This is a genomic window from Calidithermus roseus (assembly GCF_003574095.1).
Classification (GTDB): Bacteria; Deinococcota; Deinococci; order Deinococcales; family Thermaceae; genus Calidithermus; species Calidithermus roseus.
Genome location: NZ_QWLA01000013.1, coordinates 24,856 through 39,694, shown reverse-complemented (window position 1 = coordinate 39,694; position 14,839 = coordinate 24,856). Strand labels below are relative to the sequence as shown.

The following is a 14,839-nucleotide window of genomic DNA, read 5'->3' as shown; positions in this document are numbered from 1 at the left end:
CTATTGACGCCCGCGAGTGGCCCAGCGAGCCAGCAGGCTCGTCAGAACGATCAGCGCCAAAAGCACCAAGCCCGCAGCCCAGGCCTGGCGGTGCCAATCATCGTAGGGGCTTACTGCATAGGTATATAGCCGCACCGGCAGGGAATCCATGGGCTGGAGCAAATTCAATTGCATATAGACGTTACCGAAGGCCGTGAAAAGAAGTGGTGCGGCCTCTCCTGCAGCACGGGAAAGGGCCAGGAGCATGCCCGTCACCACCCCTGCGCGGGCTGCCGGAAATACCAGCGAAAGAATCACCCGCCAGCGGGGCAGGCCCAACCCAAGCCCAGCTTCACGAATGGTCCAGGGCACCAGCCGTAACACGCTCTCCGTAGACTTGGCCAGAATCGGCAGCATGATAAAGGCCAGGGCCACCGCACCCGATAATCCCGAGAACCCCCCCATCGGCTTGACGATGAGCACGTAGGCGAGAAGACCCTTGAGAATCGCGGGCATTCCGTTGAGGGTGTCGGAGAGCACCCGCAAGGGGGGGTTGAGCGGGTGCTCTGGGTACTCGGAGAGCAGAATCCCCGCCGCCAAGCCAAAGGGGATGGCCAGTAGCAGGCCCACCCCGTTGAGGATGATCGTTCCCACGATGGCCTGGGCCATGCCACCGCCAAGCTCGCCTGGAGGCTTCTGAGTTTTGGTGAAGAAGTCCCAGTTGAGCGAAGTGAAACCCTCGATCAGGGCATAGCCGAGCAGCAAAAGCAGCGGTAAAGCGGCCAGAGCTGTGCCCAGCAGCAACAAAGCCACCATGACCCGGTCGCGGTTATAGCGAGCCTGCAAGCTTCTCATGCCCGTTGCCCCCCTACCTTGAAGACGTTGATCAAGTAGCTGGCCAGCAAGTTAACCACGAAGGCCACCAGAAAGAGGTAGAAACCCAGTGCGATAAGGCTGGAAAGGTGAATGTCGGTGACTGCTTCCTTGAATTCCAGGGCAATCACCGAGGGCATGGTAGTAGCAGGCCCGAAGAGCGGATAGAGCAGCGGGATGCCCAAAAGCTTGAGCATGATGTTGGTGTTGCCAATCACCATAGCCACGGCCATGGTCTCTCCCAGAGCCCGTCCGAGTGCCAGGATGACGCCTGCTAAAATCCCTCCTCGAGCATAAGGCAGCATGGCCAGGCGCATCACCTCCCAGCGTGTCGCCCCTAGGGCATAGGCAGCCTCACGCTGAGCTTGGGGCACCAGGCTGATGGCGTCTCGAGCTAGGGCCGTGGTGTAGGGAATGATCATGCTGGCGAGAATCACCACTGCGGTGAAGAAGCCATAACCGGAGGGGTTCCCCAGATACGGCAGAATGCCAGGGGCATGCTCCGCCGTCCATAGATACGCAGGAAGAAACAAGTTCTCTCGGAGGAACGGGGCAAGGACGAAGATCCCCCAGATGCCATAGACCACGCTGGGCACGGCAGCCATAAGATCTACCAGGTAATTAATGATGCCCACGAGCCACTTCGGAGCGTATTCCGCCGCATAGATTGCAGCGGCGATCGCGGGGAAGAGGGAGAGGAAAAGGGCGCAGAAACTAGTGAGCAAGGTGCCAACAAGATATGGCCAGGCCCCAAACTCCTCCTTGAGCGCGGGATCCCAGGTGGTTCCGGTGAGAAAGCCCCAAAAGCCAAAGCGCTCGATGGCCTGGGCTCCCCCCAAATAGAGGTAGTAGCCCAGTCCCAGGGACAGCGCCACTATCCCCAAGGCCAGCAACGTCACTACAACAACAAAAACACGGTCCCCCAGCATCCGGTAGAGGGCTGAGGGTCTTTTGAGTCGGGCGAGCGGAGCCTGCATAGTAAAAGCTTACAGGGGGAGGTGGTCCCTCCCCCAGCAGTGAACCTAGCGGCCTACGATGTCCTTGCCCAAGGGCTTGCCCTGGTAGGTGATGCGGGCGATGAGGGCCAGAGCCCGCTGCTGGGCCACGCTGGGCAAGCGTCCGTAGGTGAGGGGCTCGTTAAACTTCTGCCCATCGGTCACCATCCACTTCAGCAGTTCCACGAAGGCCCTGGCTTCGGCTTCGGATTTGAAGGCTTTGTTAGCGTCGAGCTTTTCGTAGACCAGTAGATAGGAGAAGCTGGCAACGGGGTAGCCATCGGGCGCGGCGGTGTTAGTCAGGGAGATACGGGCATCACCGGGCAGGGGCACGTTGGCCGCGGCAGCGATGGAGGGCAGATCGGCCAGCACGAAGCGGCCCGCCTTGTTCTGCACCGCACCGTAGGCGATCTTGTTCTGGACAGCGTAGGTCACCTCGTTGTAACCGATGGCCCCAGGGGTCTGGCGCACCACACCAGCCACCCCCTCGTTACCCCGCGCTCCCACCTTGTTGGGGGCCTTCCAGTCCACGCTGTTCCCCCGGCCCACCTTCTGGGCCCACTCCGGCGAAACCTTGCTCAGGTAGTCGGTCCAGACGAAGGTGGTGCCGGAGCCGTCGGAGCGGTGAGTCACGGTGATGGGGAGGGGGGGCAGCTTGACATCTGGGTTGAGCTTGGCAATGGCCGGGTCGTTCCAGGTCTTGATGTTGCCCAAGAAGATGTCAGCCAACACTTCACCGCTGAAGTTCAGGGGCTTGGTCAGGCCGGGAAGGTTGTACGTGGGCACCACCGCGCCTAAAACGAAGGGAATGTTGAGGGCGGCAGAGCCCGTGTTCTTGCGAATATCCGCCATCTGCTGGTCGTTGAAGGGGTTGTCGGAAGCCCCGAAGTGCACGGTCTGCTCGATGAACTGGCGCTGGCCGCCCCCGGAGCCGATGGACTGGTAGTTTACCCGCACCTTGCCGTCGGTCAGCTTGGCGTACTCGTCGAAGTACTTGGCCAGGATGGGGAAGGGGAAGGTCGCTCCGGCCCCGGTCAGGTTGACGGTTTGAGCCGAGGCCAACCCCGAAAGGGCAGCAGTAGCGACAGCAGTGGCTAAGAGCTTTTTCATACCAGATCCTCCACGGCCTCTAGCCTGCTTGGCGTGTGTCAGGGGATTGTCATAAGCGAGTCATAGCAGCCAAAGGCGTTGCCGGGCTTATTGTGCAAGCTCGAGCCGGATCGGCTTGGGCTGAAGTTCGGCCAGTTCCTGCAAGAGGCCATTGAGGCCGGCTGGATTGAGCCGGTAATAGGTCCAGCGTCCCGCCCGTATGGCTTCGATCAGGCCCGCCTCACGCAGGACCTTGAGGTGATGGCTGACGGTTGGCGCCGAGAGCCCCAGGCGATCTTCAAGGTGACAAAAGCAAACCCCATAGGCCGTGCCACAGCGCTCATCACGGAGGGTATGTTCATCGGGTAAGTCCGCCAGGATGCGCACCAGCTTGAGCCGCGCGGGGTCGGCCAGGGCTTTGAGACGGGCCACGGCGAGCTTTTCGTTCATGCAGGCTCAGTGTAACAGAGTTTGGCTCGAGCCGCGCAGTCAGTCAGTTCATGTTTTTTCGTGTGGCAAAGCCGTGCATAACGGTTCTAACATTGACATTTGCTGATTCAGTTTGATATATATAAAACGTCTTGCCCATAACAGAAGGAGGAATGCATGGCGGCAACGCTAAGCCGTAGAAGTGTTTTTAAGGTGCTTGCCGGTGTGGTTGCGGTTGCCAGCGGGGGAAAGGCCCAGTACGGCTATGCCCCCAGCCTGGCCTATCCGGCACTGAAGGTTGGCAACATCAACAACCTGCGGGATGGGCAGGCGGTCTACTTCAACTACCCCGATGGCTCGGCTCAGGGGGTGTTGGTCAAGCTGGGACAACGCGCCATCGGCGGGGTGGGCCGGGGTCGGGATATCGTGGCCTTTTCCGCCGCCTGTACTCACATGGGCTGCGGGGTGCAGTTCAAGGGCGGGCGCTTCGTTTGTCCGTGCCACTACTCCATGTTTGACCCGGCCAAGGCCGGGCAGTGCTACCAGGGACTGGCCAGTACGCCGCTGCCACAAATCCGGCTGCGCGTCGCGCAGAATGGCGACCTTCTGGCCCAGGGCGTGGTCGGCCTTATCTGGGGCCGGGCCCGCAATATCTAGGGGGTTCGAATGTCCTACGAACGCAGGGATCAGCTGCCCATTCCGCCCAGGAACGCCACCGTCCGCAATACGGTGTGCCAGTACTGCAACGTGGGCTGTGGGTACAAGGTGTACACCTGGCCGGTGGGCACGCAGGGGGGCCTCGAGGCCAGCCAGAATGCCTTTGGCGTCAACCTCAGCGCCCAGCCCCCCATCGCCGGGCAAACCTACTCCGAAACCATGCACTCCATCGTCACCAACAAGGACGGGGTGCAGTATCACGTGGTGATCGTGCCTGCCAAGGACTCCCCCATCAACCTCAACGGGGATCACTCCTCGCGGGGAGCGACCAATGCCATCGCCACCTTCTCGGAGGGCCGCGCCACCCGCGAGCGTCTGAAGTACCCCATGCTGCGGGTGGGAGACCAGTTCCAGGTCATCACCTGGCAGGAAGCCCTCAACATCCTGTGTGGAGTAGCCAAAGGCATCCGTGACAAGGACGGCAACGACGACAACATCGCGGTCAAGGCCTTCGACCACGGCGCCTCGGGAGCGGGGTTCGAAAACAACTACGGGGTGGGTTCACTGTTCTTCAAGGGCTTCAGCGTCAAGCACATCGCCATCCACAATCGCCCAGCTTACAACTCCGAGGTCTGGGGCAGCCGCGAGCGCGGGGTGCACGAGCTGAACTACGACGCCAGCGACGCCCGGCTGGCCGATACCATCGTGCTATGGGGAGCCAATACCTACGAAACGGGCAGCGTGTTCTACACCGAGCACATGCTGCCCAACCTGCGGGGGGCCACCATCCCCGAGAAGCAGCAAAGCCTCGAGCGCAACGAGCCGGTCGAGGCTGCCTATATGATCGTGGTGGACCCGCGCCGCACCAGCTCGCTCACCATCGCCCAGACCGCCGCGCCAGGCCGCACCCTGCACCTCAGACCCAACCTGGGCACCGACTACATCCTGGCCAACGCCATCGCCCGGGTGATCTGGGAGCGCGGCTACTACAACATGCAGTACCTGCAAAACCGCACCGACATGGCCAAGTTCGAGGAGTACAAGGCCAAGTCGCTCAAGCTGGGCACGCCCTATGCCGAGTTCATGGCCCAGGCTTCGCGCATCACCGGGGTTCCCAGAGCCGACATCGAGAAAGCCGCCGATTGGATCGCCAAGCCCAAAACTGGGGGCTTTAGGCGCCGCACCCTCACCATCTACGAGAAGGGCATGATCTGGAACATGAAAAACTACGACCAGATCGCAGCCCTGGTGCAGATGGCAGTGCTCAGCCAGAACATCGGCAGGCCCGGCACGGGCTGCGGGCGGCAGGGGGGACATCAGGAGGGCTACGTGCGCCCGCCCTCCCCCACTCCAGGCTCCATCTACAACGGCGGGCCGCCAGTCAACGTGGATAAGTACCTCACCGACGGAGGCGGCAAGCTGTACTGGGTGATCGGCACCAACCCCTACCTCTCCACCCCCAACAACCAGCTCTTCCGTAAGCGCATCCACGAGCGCACCAAGGCCCTGACCGACTACCTTGGCCAGTCGGGGGAGCCCGGCACGACGGAGGGATACGTGACCAAGGTGCTCGAGGGGCTCGAGGCCACGGGCGGGCTGTTTATGGTGGTGCAGGACCTTTACATGATCCACACCGCCCTCGACGCCCACCTGCTGCTCCCGGCGAGCGCCTGGGGTGAGGCCAACCAGACCTCTATCAACTGCAACAGCCGCCTGCTGCGCCTGTACGAGAAGTTCATGGACCCCCCCGGCGAGGCCAAGCAGGACTGGGAAATCTGCAAGCTGGTGGGGCTGCGGATGGCCGATCTGTACCGCAAGGACGGCAACGAGGCCGAAGCCCGCAAGTTCGAGTTCGGCAAGGGCTGGAACAAGGACGAGGACGTGTTCCTGGCCGGGGCCAGCGAGTTCCCCGACAACAACATTCCCGCCTCCGAAGAGGCCACCCTGCCCGCCGAGTGCTACAAGGGCGTGACCTATGCTTTCCTCAAGCAAGTAGGGCAGCAGGGTATCCGCACCCCGGTCCGCATGGAAAACGGCAAGCCGGTAGGAACCCTGCGTCGCTACAGCACCAAGTTCGGCACCAAGGACGGCAAGTTTAGCTGGTACGGCACCGACGACTGGGAAGGCTATCCCCCCGAAGTGCAGAAGTACCTCGAGGGCGACATGGCCCAGAAGTACCCCTTCTGGATGACCACCGGACGCGCACAGGTCATTTGGCAGACCATGTACAACGACCGCTTCCTGCCTGAGAAGATGCTGACCCTACCCCTGCCATATATCGAGTTGCATCCGCAGGACGCCCAGCGCCTGAGCATCAAGAGCGGGGACATCGTGGAAGTCTGGAACGAGGAGGGCAACGGCACCTTCATGGTCTACGTGACCGATGCGGTGAAGCCCGGTCTGATCTTCGCCCTGCAATACCACACGCGGGGAACGTCCAACAGCATGGTCTCGGGCTACACCGACCCCAAGACCACCATCCCCTGGTACAAGGGCACTCGAGTCGCCATCCGCAAGCTCTCCGGGGGGCTCCCCGACGTGACCAGCAACACCAGCCTGTTAGCCCAGAACAAGTTCGATTAGACCCACTTCAAGCCCATAGCTACCCCCACTCCCTGGCAGGAGTGGGGGTTATCTGGCTGTGGGCCGACTCGAGGCTCCATCGGCTCGAGCAGGCAGTCGCATTCACACGCCATTCACACAGCCTGCCCCCACCCTTCACAGTCCTCGCCCTACCCTTTGGCCAACGCTCAGGCTCCCCTGGGCGCCAAAGGAGAATGCAATGGAAGCGATGATGGGATATGGAGGCTGGGGCTTCGGGCTGGCATTCCTGAACTTCCTGGGCCTGCTGCTGTTCTTCATCTTCTTGTTCTGGGCCTTCCACTTCTTCGTGTGGGGCCGTCCAAGCTGGCGCGGAGACTGGAGGCACATGCGTGGACCTCTTGCGGGCGACGAGGCCCTCAAGGCCGCCCGTGAGCGCTTTGCCAAAGGCGAGATCAGCCGGGAAGAGTACGAGCGAATCAAGGCCGGGCTCGAGCAGGAGCAGGCTCCTGACGATTGGAAGACCTTCTGGCACCGCGACAGCGCGCTGGAAGTGGCCCGCCTGCGCTTCGCCAGGGGAGAGATCACGCTCGAGGAGTTCGAAGTCATCAAAAAGGGCCTGCAGAACTAGGCAGCACCAGGGGCTTCGCTTCACCTTGGGGCGGTAAAACACGAGAAGGCACCGCACCCCGGATCCGACGGGTAAGACGCTGTACATTTGCCGAGGCTTCAGTGCAGTAAAACTGCTTTGTTTTTTTCAGGAGGATGTATGGCGGCACAGCCACCGCAGTTCAAAATCCCCCAACTCACCCCGCAAGAACGCTTGTTTACATTGCTGGGCACACTCCTGGGCCTGCTGCTGGCGGCCCTCGACCAGACCATCGTGGCCACCGCGGGCCCCGCCATCCAGCGCGACCTGCGCATCGAACCCTCGCTATACGTCTGGATCACCACGGCCTACCTGGTGACTTCGACGGTCTTCGTGCCCATCTACGGCAAGCTCTCCGACCTCTACGGTCGCAAACCCGTGCTGATCACGGCCATCGGCATCTTCCTGCTGGGCTCGCTCTTGTGCGGGCTCTCGCAGAGCGCCCTTCAGCTCATCCTCTTCCGCGCGCTGCAGGGCCTTGGCTCGGCGGGGCTGTTCACCACGGCCTTCGCTATCATTGCCGACATCTTTCCCCCCGCGGTGCGCGGGCGCTACACCGGGCTTTTTGGCGCGGTGTTTGGGCTCAGCAGCGTGGTCGGGCCGCTGGTAGGCGGCTTCCTCACCGACAACGTCGGCTGGCACTGGGTCTTTTTCGTCAACCTGCCCATCGGAGCGGTGGCCCTGGCCTTCATCTTCGCCCGCATGCCGCTGCTGTGGCTCTCCCAGCACAGGCCAGTGATCGATTACCTAGGAGCCATGTGGCTGCTGGTGTTCACCGTGCCCCTGTTACTGGCACTGTCGCTGGGCAAAACCCAGGTCAATCCTGGTGAAACCGGCTATCTGTGGGGCTCCTGGCAGATTTTGGGTATGTTCGCGCTGGCGCTGGTAGGGCTGGTGGCCTTCCTGCTGACCGAGCGGCGGGTTAAGGAGCCTATCCTCCCGCTCTCGCTCTTCGCCAACCGCACCTTCGCCGTGGGGAACGCTGCCGCCTTCGTACTGGGGGCGGGCTTCCTGGCGGCCATCGTGTTTTTGCCCTTGTTCATGGTGATCGTGGTGGGGCTGTCGGCCACCAACTCCGGTCTCACCATCACCCCCCTCACCTTAGGGATCGTCTTCGGCAACGTCATCTCGGGCCAGTTGGTCTCGCGCATCGGACGTTACAAGCCCCTGATGCTCGCCGGGATCTTCATCCTGGCCACGGCTTTCGTGATCATGGGCTTCACCCTCACGCCCGAGTCTACCCAGGCCGAGGTCACCCTCAAGATGATCCTGATGGGGCTAGGGCTCGGCCCGGCCATCCCGCTCTACACCCTGGCCATCCAGAACGCGGTCCCCCCGCACATGACCGGCGTAGCCAGCAGCTCAGCGCTGTTCTTCCGCTCCATGGGCTCGACCATCGGTGTCGCCATCCTGGGCAGCATCTTCGCCAACACCTTCAGCACCCAGCTCGCCCCGCGCCTCCAGGCCGCCACCGCCGACCTCCCCCCGGCCCTGCGCGCGCAGTTGCGGTTTTCCGGCAGTTCGGCAAGCAGCGAGGCCGGGGCCCAGCTCTCCTTCGATGCCCGGAAGATCAAGGCTCAGATCGCCCAGCGCTTCGAGGAGCAGAGAAATACCCTGAAAGCCGCCCTCGAGACGAACGACCCCCAGGCCGTGCAAAAGCTCCTGGCCGACCCCAGCACCCCCGACAGCCTGCGGCGGATGCTGGCGAGCAGCGTGGAGGAATCAGTCAGGAAGGGTGCTCTGAGCCAGGCCACCACGGGCCTCGATGAAGCGCAGCAGAGCGCCTTCGCCACCGTGGATAGGGTCGAGATCGCGCTCAAGCAGGCTCTCACCACCGCTATTCGGCAGGTCTACCAGATCGGCATCCTGATCGTGCTGCTGGGGCTGACGGTGACCCTCTTCATCCCCGAGTTGCCCCTGCGCCGGACCAACGCGCCCGCTGCCGCCGTGGCGGACTGAAGCCCATGACCCGCCTGGTCCCCATTCAGATCCTGGCCCTGGCTTTCCTGCTGGGGCTGGGGCTGCACCTCGTCCTACCGGGGCGCTTCACCCCGCTTGCGGGGCTGGCCGCGGTCCTGATCACCGTGGCGGTTGGCCTCGCCGGCTGGGCCGTGGCCGAGTTCCGCAAGCACGACACCCCCATCGAGCCCACCACCCTGCCCAGGCAGTTGGTGACCAGTGGACCCTACCGCTACAGCCGCAACCCCATCTACCTGGGGATGCTGCTCTTCTTGCTGGGCGTGGCCGTGTGGATGGGCTCGGTGCCCATGCTGGCCGCGCCTGTGGCCTTCTGGCTGGCGATGAACTATGGCTACATCCCCCAGGAAGAGGCCAAGGTGGAGCGAACCCTGGGCACCCCTTATGCCGAATACCGCCGGAAGGTGCGGCGATGGCTGTGAACGCCACCATCCTGATCGTCGAAGACGAAGCCCGCCTGGCCGAGATCCTGGAGGACTACCTGCGGCGCGAGGGCTTTACCTCGAGGGCAGACCCACGGCCTCGTAGAGGCTGCGCTCCTCGTCGGCCTCGAGCGGCCTGGATTCCCCTATGGCCAGGTCGGAGGGGAGGGCGAGCGGCCCGAAGGCGATGCGCCTGAGGTAGGTGACGTGGTTGCCCCGCGCGGCGAACATGCGCTTGACCTGGTGGTACTTGCCCTCGCGGATCACCAGCTCGACCTTGCGGGGATCGGCATGAAGGCTGAGCTCGGCGGGCTGTAGGGGCTCGCCGTCGAGTTCGAAGCCCAGGGCGAAGGCTTCCACGTCGGCGGGAGTGGCGGGAGAGGCGAGTTCGGCGTAATAGCGCTTTTTCACCTTCCAGCGAGGGTGGGTCAGGCGGTGCAGCAGTTCGCCGTCGGTGGTCAAGAGCAGCAACCCCTCGGTGTCCTTGTCCAATCGGCCCACCGGCATCCAGTCGTCGCGCTGCCACTCCTCGGGCAGCAGTGCGGTGACGGGCTGGCCGTCGCGGTCGCCGGTGGAGGTGATGTACCCGGCGGGCTTGTGCAGCATGAGGTGGAAGAAGGCCCGGTAGACCACCTCCTCGCCGTTCACCTCGATGCGGCAGAGGGTGGGGTCGAACTTAAACGCCGCGTCACGGACTAGCTGCCCGTCGATATAAACCAATCCGGCTCGAGCCAGCCGGTGAATCTCCTTCCGACTGCCCAGCCCCAGGTGGGCCAGCACTTTATCCAGCCGCTCCTTCGCCATGCCCAAAAAGAAAAGGCCCGGACGCCTCCGGGTTCGATAAATTCATGTTACCGGCTTATGCAGTATGCGTCAAGCTTTTGCAGGCCAGGGACACAGCCGCTTGGGCATCCGTTGGCACTTCCACGGCAAAGCGGGTGGATGCTCGGTTTACCGGGAATTGCCCAGGGTGTAGGTCTTTACCTTGGCACCCGATGCACCGCTTAGCGGCTCCCCGGCTCGAACTCGGCCTCGAGCACCCTGCTAAACTCCTGCCGCAGCCGCCGGGCCGCGTCCGGGTGGCCCGCCTGCTGGTGCCAGCGGATGAGCCGCTGGTAGGCTTCCTCGGCCAGGGGATCGCGCTCAATCACCCGCTCTAAGAGGGCGATGGCGGCCTCGAGGTTTCCTTGCCCGGCCTCCTGCTCGGCCAGATCTTCCAGGGCCTGCAAGTAACGGTTCTCCAGGTGCTGGCGCTCGAGCTGGGCCCAGTCCACTCCGGGCAGAAGCTCACCCCGGTACAGGGCCACCGCTTCGGCCAGGCGGCCCTGGCGCAGCTTCTCGCTGAAGGCCTCCACATCGGTCCAGAGCGGATAAGGCGGATCGAAGCAGTAGCCCCCGCCGTAGGTAAGGACGATGCCTGAGCCCAGGGCCCGGCGAAGCTGCCAGACGAGGGTTTGCAGCGTCGGGCGCATGTCCTCGCTCGAGTCCGGCCACAGGGCCTGGGCGATCTGCTCGGGGCTCACGGTAGCCCCCCGGCGCAGGGCCAGATAGGCCAGAAGCCTCAGGGCCAGCGGCCTGAGACCGGACGGCTGACCCCCTGGCCCTTTCAGCTCGAGGGCCCCCAGCATGCGCAACTCCAGCCCCGCCGCCAGCGTCGAGGCGCTGAGGGAGGGGTTCCCGGCCCTCGGCCAGGCTGCAAGCAGGCCTTCCTCCTCCCGCAACAGGTGGTCGAAGCCGTGGTCCTCGATGAGGTCCAAAGCCTTCTGCCTCAGCGTGGGGTCGTGGCTCCTGGAGGCCGCGTAGAGCAGGGCCTGGGCCTGGTAGTAGAGGTTGGGCCCCTTCAGAACCTCGGCCAGCGCCGAGTCCAGAGCCTGGGCATCGCCTTCCAGCATCGCCCGGTGAACCCGCACCAGCCCCACGAAGGCCGGGTCGCCCGAGGCGGCGAAGCGGAGGGCCTGTTCGGCGGCCCGCCGGGCAGCGGCCATTTCCCCCCGGCGGCGGTGCAGCACGGCGAGGCCGTGATAGGCGTGGAGCAGGCCGGCGGAAGCCTGGAGGGCCTCCAGCGCGGCCAGGGCCTGGCGGTAGTGCTCCACCGACCCCTCGCCGACGTCGCGGAGGGTATCGGCGCTCTCCCGGGCGATGAGGGCCAGGAGGTGGGTCAGGCCCACGCGCTCGGCCAGCCGGCGGGCCTGGGCGAGGGCCCCCTGGGCCCGGCGGTGCATCCCGGCCTGGTTCAGGGCCAGGGCCAGGTTGTACAGCACCACCGCCTCTCCCCGCAGGTTGCCCAGCCGCCGCTGCATCAAGGCAGCCTGCTCCAGCCGCTCGGCGGCAGCACGGGGGCGGCCCCGGGCCAGGTGGAGCAGGGCCAACTGCCCCAGCACGCTGGCGTAGCCGGGCTGGTGCGGCTTGAAGCCCTCCAGGGCCTGGTTCAGCGTGGCCTCGGCCTCCTCCAGCCGTCCCAGCCGCAGGTAGGCCGCGCCCAGCAGGTGGCGCACGATGCCCAAAGTAAGGGTCTGCCGGGGCCGGGCGGCGAGGGCGGCCTCGAGGGTGGCTGCCTCCTCGCTCCAGCGGCCCTGGGCCTGGTGCACCCCCGCCACCACCACCAGGGCCAGGGCCCGCAGGTCAGGATCGCCAGCCTGGGCAGCACGAGTGGCCTTGGAGAGGGCGATGGCATAGTTGCCGGAGCCCCAGGCGATATAGGCCTCGATGCGAAGGAACTCCGGGCGCTCGCGGTAAGCCTCGGGGAAGCGCTGGAGGTAAGTTTCCAGCGTGGCGGCCTGACCCTCGCGGTAAACCCTGTCGGCGGCCTGGGACAAGCAGGTGAGGGCCAGCTCCCAGTCCTGGGCCTCCAGGGCGTGCGGCGCGGCCCGGAAAGGCCGGAAGGCCCGCAGCAGCACCTGGGCCGCGCGACCCTCGAGTTCCCGGCGCTCCCTGGGGGTCTCGTCGAGCTTGGAGAGCAGGAAGTCGCGGAAGAGCGCCGGGTAGCGGTAGCCCTGGCCCACCTTGCCGGGTGGCTGCAGCGGCACCCCGGCGGCCTGTAGCGTCTGCAGCCTGCGGGCTGAGCCGCTGCGGCCCAGCAGATCGTCGCACTCCTGGGGGAAGAGTTCCTCCAGCACCGCCGTCTGCAGCACGAAGCGGCGCTGGGCGGGCGTGAGCGCCGGCCAGACCTCGGCCTCGAGGTAGCCCGAGAGGGGAGGCAGCCGGCCCGTCACCTGCTCCGCTTCCCCACCCCGCTCGAGGGCCTGCGCCATCAGCCGCAGCGCCAGGGGCCAGCCTTCGCTGCGCTGCATGGCCCGCTCCAGGTGCTCCCCGGCATGGCGGCCCAGGAGGGCTGCCGCTTCGTCCGGGTTGAAAGCCAGGTCCTCGGCCTCCAGGAGGGTGGCCCGACCCTCCGCCAGCCAGCGGGTGATGGGCAGGCTGGGCTCAGCCCGCGCGAGCAGGAGCAGGTGGGCTCCGGGCTCGAGACCCTCGAGCAAGGCTACGAGGGCCCGGTCGAGCTCGGCGTCGCCAAGCCGGTAGTTCTCGAACACCACATCCCCCGACCCGCCGGGTAGAACGTCCCCTGGCTCGAGCCAGCGCACACCGGAACGCTGCGCCGCCCACTGCGCGGCCAGTACCGTCTTGCCGTAGCCGGCGGCTGCCCGCAACAGCACCAGCGGGCCCTGAGCCCGGTCAATGGCCTGGATCAGGCGCGGCCTGGGGATGGCCCAGGCCCAACCCTGCCCACTGGACGACATACCTCCAGTCTAGCCGTGTTGAGCGCTTGTTGAGGGCAGGGTGGCAGGGTAGGAGACGGGGGAATAGCCATGCGAAGACTCGCGAAGGCGGTAGTCGGTTTTGGGCTCACCCTGCTGCTGAGCCTCTTAGGGGCCTGTAACAGTTCCCAGCCGGGCGGGCAGGGCGGCGTTTGGGATCAGTCGAACTGGGATGGCGCCAGCTGGCAATAGGAGTGAGGGAGGAGTAATGCGCGGTGGAAACCTGAAGCACTTCGTGCTGGGAGCGGCCCTGGCCGCCTCGGGGCTTTACGTGGTGGCGGTGAGCCTGCCCCACACCTTCGTTCCGGGAACGCCCATCAAGGCCAGCGAGGTCAACGCTAACTTCAGCGCGCTGAAGACCGCGGTGGACACGCTGGAGAGCGGCAAGCAAAACCGCGTGAACGGCACCTGCGCGGCGGGCTCGGCGATCCGGGTCATCAACGCCGATGGCAGCGTGACCTGCGAGGCGGTGAGCGGCGGCGGGGACGCGGGCTGGAAGCTCACGGGCAACGCAGGGACCAACCCCACCAGCAATTTCCTGGGCACCACCGATAACCAGCCCCTGGTGCTCAGGACGAACGACGTGGAACGGCTGCGGGTGGACACGGGGGGCAACGTGGGCATTGGCACGGCCAGCCCCGGCGCCAAGGCCACCGTCGCGGTGAGCGAGGGGAGCCTGGCCCTGCGGCTCCTGTCCGGCCTGAGCGCCTTTCTCGACGTCAAGCCAGTTGGGGGCACACAAACCATATTGGACACAGTCAACAACCGCGACCTGGTCTTTTCGGTGGGCACGGGCAACGTCCAGGTGTTGCGGGGGGTCACCAGCGTCCCTGCGACCTTCGCCGGGCTGGAGGCCCACAACTTCACCACCGCTGGCGAAGCTGCGCTCTTCCGCACCGACAGCGCGGCCAACGCCAACGCGGTCTTGAAGCTGATCAAGCACAAGGACTCGAGCGGGAACTTCCTCGAGTGCGAGGCCCAGGGGCAAGCGCGGAAGTGCCACATCAACAAGGACGGCACCTTCGTGGCCGGCTCGGACTTCGCCGAAGCGCTGCCCGCCCTGGGCGACAAGGCTGACTTCACCTCTGGAGACGTGCTGGTACTGAGCGCGCAGACGCCAGGCCGGGTCGAGCGCTCCAGCCGCCCCAACGACCCCCGCGTGGCCGGGGTGTACTCCACCCGGCCGGGCATCCTGGGCGCGGAGAAAGGCGACGGCGTCACCCGCGTGGACGCCAGCGACGTGCCGGTAGCCATCGTGGGCATCGTCCCCACTAAGGCCAGCGCCGAGAACGGCCCCATCGAGGTCGGCGACATGCTCACGACCTCGAGCACCCCCGGCCACGCCATGAAAGCCTCGCCGGTGTTGGTGAGCGGCGTTGCGGTCTATCCCGGCGGCATCCTCATCGGCAAGGCCCTCGAGCCCCTGAGGGAGGGAACGGGCCTGATCCGGGTGCTGGTGACGCTGCGCTAAGG

General features: G+C 65.1%; 12 protein-coding genes. 6 read left to right on the top strand and 6 right to left on the bottom strand.

The features are described from left to right. From pstA to Mrose_RS05070, 4 genes are all read right to left on the bottom strand, one after another. The gene (pstA, locus tag Mrose_RS05085) at nt 1-834 is read right to left on the bottom strand and encodes a phosphate ABC transporter permease PstA (protein ID WP_119276343.1); all 834 of its coding nucleotides are present in this window, start codon (nt 832-834) and stop codon (nt 1-3) included. Then, the gene (pstC, locus tag Mrose_RS05080; protein ID WP_119276342.1) at nt 831-1,829 is read right to left on the bottom strand and encodes a phosphate ABC transporter permease subunit PstC; all 999 of its coding nucleotides are present in this window, start codon (nt 1,827-1,829) and stop codon (nt 831-833) included. Before pstC ends, pstA begins: the two co-directional genes overlap by 4 nt. A 45-nt stretch (nt 1,830-1,874) precedes the next feature. Beyond that, complete coding sequence (gene pstS / locus Mrose_RS05075; protein WP_119276341.1) at nt 1,875-2,957, bottom strand: phosphate ABC transporter substrate-binding protein PstS; 1,083 nt, start codon at nt 2,955-2,957, stop codon at nt 1,875-1,877. 87 nt (nt 2,958-3,044) lie between these two features. Next, on the bottom strand, nt 3,045-3,386 hold the full coding sequence (locus Mrose_RS05070; protein WP_119276340.1) for an ArsR/SmtB family transcription factor: 342 nt from the start codon (nt 3,384-3,386) through the stop codon (nt 3,045-3,047). A 156-nt stretch (nt 3,387-3,542) separates the two neighbouring features. Between Mrose_RS05070 and Mrose_RS05065 the strand changes: the two genes are divergently transcribed. The 5 genes from Mrose_RS05065 to Mrose_RS05045 all read left to right on the top strand — a co-directional run bounded on the left by Mrose_RS05065 (nt 3,543) and on the right by Mrose_RS05045 (nt 9,611). Beyond that, a complete protein-coding gene (locus Mrose_RS05065; protein WP_119276339.1) occupies nt 3,543-4,022 on the top strand; it encodes an arsenate reductase (azurin) small subunit in 480 nt (159 codons plus the stop codon). A 9-nt stretch (nt 4,023-4,031) separates the two neighbouring features. Then, entirely contained in the window at nt 4,032-6,605 is a 2,574-nt protein-coding gene (locus tag Mrose_RS05060) for an arsenate reductase (azurin) large subunit (protein WP_119276338.1), read from the top strand. A 199-nt stretch (nt 6,606-6,804) separates the two neighbouring features. Then, the gene (locus tag Mrose_RS05055) at nt 6,805-7,194 is read left to right on the top strand and encodes an SHOCT domain-containing protein (RefSeq protein ID WP_119276361.1); all 390 of its coding nucleotides are present in this window, start codon (nt 6,805-6,807) and stop codon (nt 7,192-7,194) included. Nucleotides 7,195-7,332: 138 nt separating this feature from the next. After that, nucleotides 7,333-9,171, top strand: a complete 1,839-nt coding sequence (locus Mrose_RS05050; protein ID WP_119276337.1) for an MDR family MFS transporter — start codon at nt 7,333-7,335, stop codon at nt 9,169-9,171. Nucleotides 9,172-9,176: 5 nt separating this feature from the next. Next, nucleotides 9,177-9,611: a methyltransferase family protein gene (locus tag Mrose_RS05045; protein ID WP_119276336.1), complete on the top strand. Its 435-nt coding sequence runs from the start codon at nt 9,177-9,179 to the stop codon at nt 9,609-9,611. Between the two features lie 75 nt (nt 9,612-9,686). Here the strand turns inward: Mrose_RS05045 and Mrose_RS05035 are convergent, their stop codons facing one another. Continuing rightward, on the bottom strand, nt 9,687-10,415 hold the full coding sequence (locus tag Mrose_RS05035; protein ID WP_119276335.1) for a pseudouridine synthase: 729 nt from the start codon (nt 10,413-10,415) through the stop codon (nt 9,687-9,689). A gap of 200 nt (nt 10,416-10,615) precedes the next feature. After that, nucleotides 10,616-13,348, bottom strand: coding sequence for an AfsR/SARP family transcriptional regulator (locus Mrose_RS19620; RefSeq protein ID WP_119276334.1), 2,733 nt, complete (start codon nt 13,346-13,348; stop codon nt 10,616-10,618). Between the two features lie 226 nt (nt 13,349-13,574). Here Mrose_RS19620 and Mrose_RS18770 point away from each other — a divergent pair, with 226 nt between their 5' ends. Beyond that, nucleotides 13,575-14,837: a hypothetical protein gene (locus Mrose_RS18770; protein ID WP_182482676.1), complete on the top strand. Its 1,263-nt coding sequence runs from the start codon at nt 13,575-13,577 to the stop codon at nt 14,835-14,837. The last annotated feature ends 2 nt before the right edge of the window (nt 14,838-14,839 follow it).